General features: G+C 72.3%; 4 protein-coding genes. All 4 read left to right on the top strand.

Annotation, left to right across the window (positions count from 1 at the left end):
* A partial coding sequence (locus VIB55_RS24525) for a glutamate ligase domain-containing protein (RefSeq protein WP_331879319.1) occupies positions 1 to 721 on the top strand: 721 nt, incomplete at its 5' end.
* A 3-nt stretch (positions 722 to 724) separates the two neighbouring features.
* Positions 725 to 1,489 (top strand): cell division protein FtsQ/DivIB, encoded by a 765-nt coding sequence (locus VIB55_RS24520; protein ID WP_331879318.1) that lies wholly within the window; start codon positions 725 to 727, stop codon positions 1,487 to 1,489.
* On the top strand, positions 1,489 to 2,748 hold the full coding sequence (gene ftsA / locus VIB55_RS24515) for a cell division protein FtsA (protein ID WP_331879317.1): 1,260 nt from the start codon (positions 1,489 to 1,491) through the stop codon (positions 2,746 to 2,748). The genes VIB55_RS24520 and ftsA overlap by 1 nt, the downstream gene beginning before the upstream one ends.
* A 74-nt stretch (positions 2,749 to 2,822) precedes the next feature.
* Positions 2,823 to 4,127, top strand: coding sequence for a cell division protein FtsZ (ftsZ, locus tag VIB55_RS24510; RefSeq protein ID WP_331879316.1), 1,305 nt, complete (start codon positions 2,823 to 2,825; stop codon positions 4,125 to 4,127).
* Positions 4,128 to 4,321: the final 194 nt, after the last annotated feature.

The following is a 4,321-nucleotide window of genomic DNA, read 5'->3' as shown; positions in this document are numbered from 1 at the left end:
GGCGCGGCTGGTCAATCGCCTTCACGGCGGCCCCGAGCGCGTGATGACCTACGGCCTTTCCGCCGGCTCCATGCTGCGCGCGGAAGAGGTGGTGATGACGGGCTCCGGCGCCGCCTTCACCGTCCGCGAGCGGGGCACGGTCCTCGGCCGGGCGACGCTGAACGCGCCGGGTGAGCACAACGTGAGGAACGCACTGGCGGCCGTGGCCGTCGCCCGCCACTTCGGCGCCGGATGGGATGCGATCAGCCGCGGGCTGGCCTCGTACGAGGGCGTCAGCCGGCGGTTCGAGACCATCGGCGAGGGGCGGGGGGTGCTGTTCGTGGACGACTACGCGCACCACCCCACGGAGGTCCGCGCCACGCTGAGCGCGGCGCGCGCGGGGCACGGCGAGCGGCGGATCGTGGCCGTCTTCCAGCCGCACCTGTACTCGCGCACCCGCGACTTCGCCCGCGAGTTCGGCGAGGCGCTGGCGCTGGCGGACGTCGTGTTTCTCACCGACATCTACGCCGCGCGCGAAAAGCCCATCGAGGGCGTGACGGGAACGCTGATCGCCGACGCCGCCCGCGCCGCCGGGGCCGACGTTCGCTACGTCCCCGCCCGCGCGGACGTGGTGGACGCGGTGGCGGACGAGATCCGCTCGGGCGACCTGTGCCTGACGATGGGTGCCGGCAACCTGGACGCGGCGTCGCGCGAGCTTCACGCGCGCTTCGCGGAGGGCTGACCCGTGCGCCGCGCCCGGCTGATCGCCTTCGCCCTGGTGGCCGCCGCGGCGGGCTCGTCTTCCTTCTGGGGGCCGCCCGCCCTGCGCCACGTGCCGTGGTTCGCCGCGGACCGGGTGGAAGTGGCCGGCGCGCGGCTCCTGGCGCCGCACGAGGTCGTCCAGGCGTCGGGGGTGCGGATCGGGATGAACGTGTGGGCCGATCCCGCCTCCTGGGAGGCCGCGCTGCGGAAGCACCCGGTGATCGCCAGCGCCGAGGTAGAGCGCCGTCTCCCGTCCACGCTGCGGATTCGAATCGTCGAAAAGCGCCCCGTCGCCTTCCTGAGCGGCACGCTGCGCCCGGCGACGGGGACGGGGGAGATCCTGCCGGTGGACCCGGCCCGCGTTCCCGTGGACCTGCCCATCGCCGGGACGGCGCCCGACAGCGCCAGCCGCGTCCGCGACAAGGCGACGCTCAGGGTGTTGGCCGAGGCCGCCCGCCTCTCCGACGCCGACCCCATGCTGATGGCGCGGGTCAGCGAGGTGGGCATCCGCCGCGACGGCGCCACGCGCCTGGTGATGGCCGCGCCCCGCGCCGAGGTGCTGCTGGCCTCCGGCGCCGCCGAGCCCCGGCTGACGCAGCTTCGCGCCGCCCTGGCCGACGTCGACCGGCGCCTGGACGGCGGCGGTCGCGCCGTGCTCGACGCCCGCTTCGCCGACCAGGTGGTGGTCCGTCTCCTGGCGCCCACGCCGGCCCCCGTGCCGGCGCCGCAACCGCCTTCGCAGAACTGATGCGCCCTATCATCGTCGCAGGCCTGGACATCGGGTCGAACAAGACCTCCGTGGTGATCGCCGAAGTCTCCGGCGAGGCCCCGCAGCGCGCGCAGGTGAAGGTGCTGGGCGTGGGCCAGGCGCGCACCGGCGGCATCCGCCGCGAGATCGTCGCCGACATCGAGGCCACCACCGAGTCCGTCCGCAAGGCGGTCAAGGAGGCCGAGCTGATGGCGGGCGTCACGGTGCAGAAGCTGTACACGGGCATCGCCGGCGAGCACATCCACGCCCGCCCCAGCACCGGCGTCGTTGCCGTGGGCCGCGGCCCCGGCGCCGACGGCGAGATCCGCCCCGGCGACGTCGATCGGGTGCACGAGGTGGCGCGCGCCGTTGTGATCCCGGCCGACCGCGAATTGATCCACGCCATCCCGCAGGAATACATCGTCGACGCGCAGGACGGCATCCGCGATCCCGTCGGCATGGCGGGGACGCGGCTGGAGGCCGAGGTGTTCATCGTCACCGGCAGCGCGTCCGCCTGCCAGAACGTGCGCAAGGCCGTCAGCCGCGCGGGCTACACCGTCGCCGAGCTGGTGCTGGAGCCGCTGGCCTCGTCGCTTTCCGTCGTCAGCGAAGACGAGAAGGAGATCGGCGTGGCGCTGGTGGAGCTGGGCGGGGGGACGACGGACGTGTGCGTGTTCCTGGGGAGCAAGATCCGCCACCTGGCCTCGCTCCCCTGGGGCGGCGCGACGGTCACGAACGACATCGCCAAGGGGCTCTCGCTTCCCTACGCGGAGGCGGGGCGGGCCAAGGAGCGCTACGGCGTGGCCCGGGCGGACTTCGTGAGCCCTGAGGAAACGTTCGAGGTTCCCGGCGGCGCGGGGGGGCAGCCGCGCCACGTTGCGCGCGAGCTGCTGGCGCACATCATCGAGCAGCGGGTGGACGAGATCTTTTCGCTCGTGGCCGCCGAGCTGGACCGGGGCGGCTTCACCAACCAGCTGGGCGGCGGCATCGTGCTCACCGGCGGCGGCGCGTCGCTGCAGGGCGTGGTGGAGCTGGCGGAGCGCAACTTCGCTTGTTCCGTGCGCATCGGCGTTCCCGGCGAAGAGTTGGGCGGCCTTGCGGATTCCGTTCGGCGCCCCAAGTTTTCCACGGCTGCGGGGCTGGCCATCTACGGCTCGCGGCGTGTCATCTCCGATTCTCCGGAAGGGAGCGCCATGTCCGGCGCTTCCGTCAACGGCGTCATCAAGCGGATGCGTGACTGGATCTCGGACTTCTTCTGAAGTCCCGTGCCGTCACTTGTTGTCTTTTCCATTCTGAATCTATCGCCCCTCCCCCTCGTGAGGAGCCACCGCAAATGGTCTTCGAGTACGACGAAACGATGACGCAGAACGCCCGCATGAAGGTTGTGGGCGTGGGCGGCGGCGGCGGAAACGCCGTCAACCGGATGATCGAAGAGGACCTGGAGGGCGTGGAGTTCATCTCGGTGAACACCGACGCCCAGGTTCTCAAGCTCTCCAAGGCCGACGTCAAGATCCAGATCGGCCACAAGCTCACCCGCGGGCTGGGCGCCGGCGCGCGCCCGGAGATCGGCGCGCAGGCGCTGGAAGAGAACCGCGACGAGATGCGGCGCGCGCTCGACGGGGCCGACCTGGTGTTCATCACCGCCGGCATGGGCGGCGGCACCGGCACCGGCGCCGCCCCGCTGATCGCCGAGATGGCGCGGGAGATGGGCGCGCTGACCATCGCCATCGTCACCAAGCCCTTCCTGTTCGAGGGCAAGAAGCGGATGAAGCAGGCCGAGGCCGGCCTGGCCGAGCTGAAGCGCGCGGCGGACACCATGATCGTGGTCCCCAACGAGCGCCTGCTGGCCGTCGTGGGCAAGGGGACCAGCTTCAAGGACGCGCTGAAGAAGGCCGACGAGGTGCTGCTGCACGCCACGCAGGGCATCTCGGACCTGATCCGCGTGACCGGCGAGGTGAACGTGGACTTCGCCGACGTGCGGACGGTGATGAGCAACCGCGGCGCGGCGCTGATGGGCACCGGCTTCGGGCGGGGCGAGAACCGATCGATGGAGGCCGCGCAGGAGGCCATCAGCTCGCCCCTGCTCGACAACATCTCGATCTCCGGCGCGGCGGGCGTGCTGATCAACATCACCGGCGGAATGGACCTGGCGATCGACGAGGTGACCACCATCTCGTCCATCATCCAGGAAGCCGCGGGCGACGACGCCGAGATCATCTTCGGCGCGGTGCACGACCCCTCGATGAAGGAAGAGGTGCGGGTGACGGTGATCGCCACCGGCTTCGACCGCGACATGCTGGCGGGGATGCCCGACAACGTCATCCGCCCGGACTTCCGCTCGCACGGCGCCGGCCGGCCCCCCGCCGCCGACATCGCGGGAACGCGCACGGCGTATCCCCCGCGTGGCGGCGAGGTTCGGCACGCCAGCGACACGCGCCCGGCGTTCGGCCGCCCCGAGCCGCGCCCGGAGCCCCGCGCCGACGCGCGCGTGGAGCCGCGGCTGGAGCACCGCCCCGAGCCGCGCCCCCAGCCGCTGGACGAGCCGGGGGTCACCCCGCTCCACCGGAACCCGCGGCCGGAGCCCAAGGTGCCCAGCGACCTGGAGATCCCCACCTTCATCCGCCGGCAGATGGACTGACGGCACCCCCCGCCTCCCCGGCCCAAACGCCGGGGAGGTGTCTTTGGTGCCCGCGCCGGTCCTGTAGCCGCCGCGGGCGAAGATCCCGACACGAGATTCCTGGAGGCCGGATGGCCAACGCGTATCGCATTGCCGCGGCGGGTGTGCTGTGCATCCTGGGCGCCGCCATGGGCGTTCACCGTGGACAGTCCCGG

The organism is Longimicrobium sp. (assembly GCF_036554565.1).
Lineage (GTDB): Bacteria > Gemmatimonadota > Gemmatimonadetes > Longimicrobiales > Longimicrobiaceae > Longimicrobium.
This window is presented reverse-complemented; position numbering and strand designations above follow the sequence as displayed.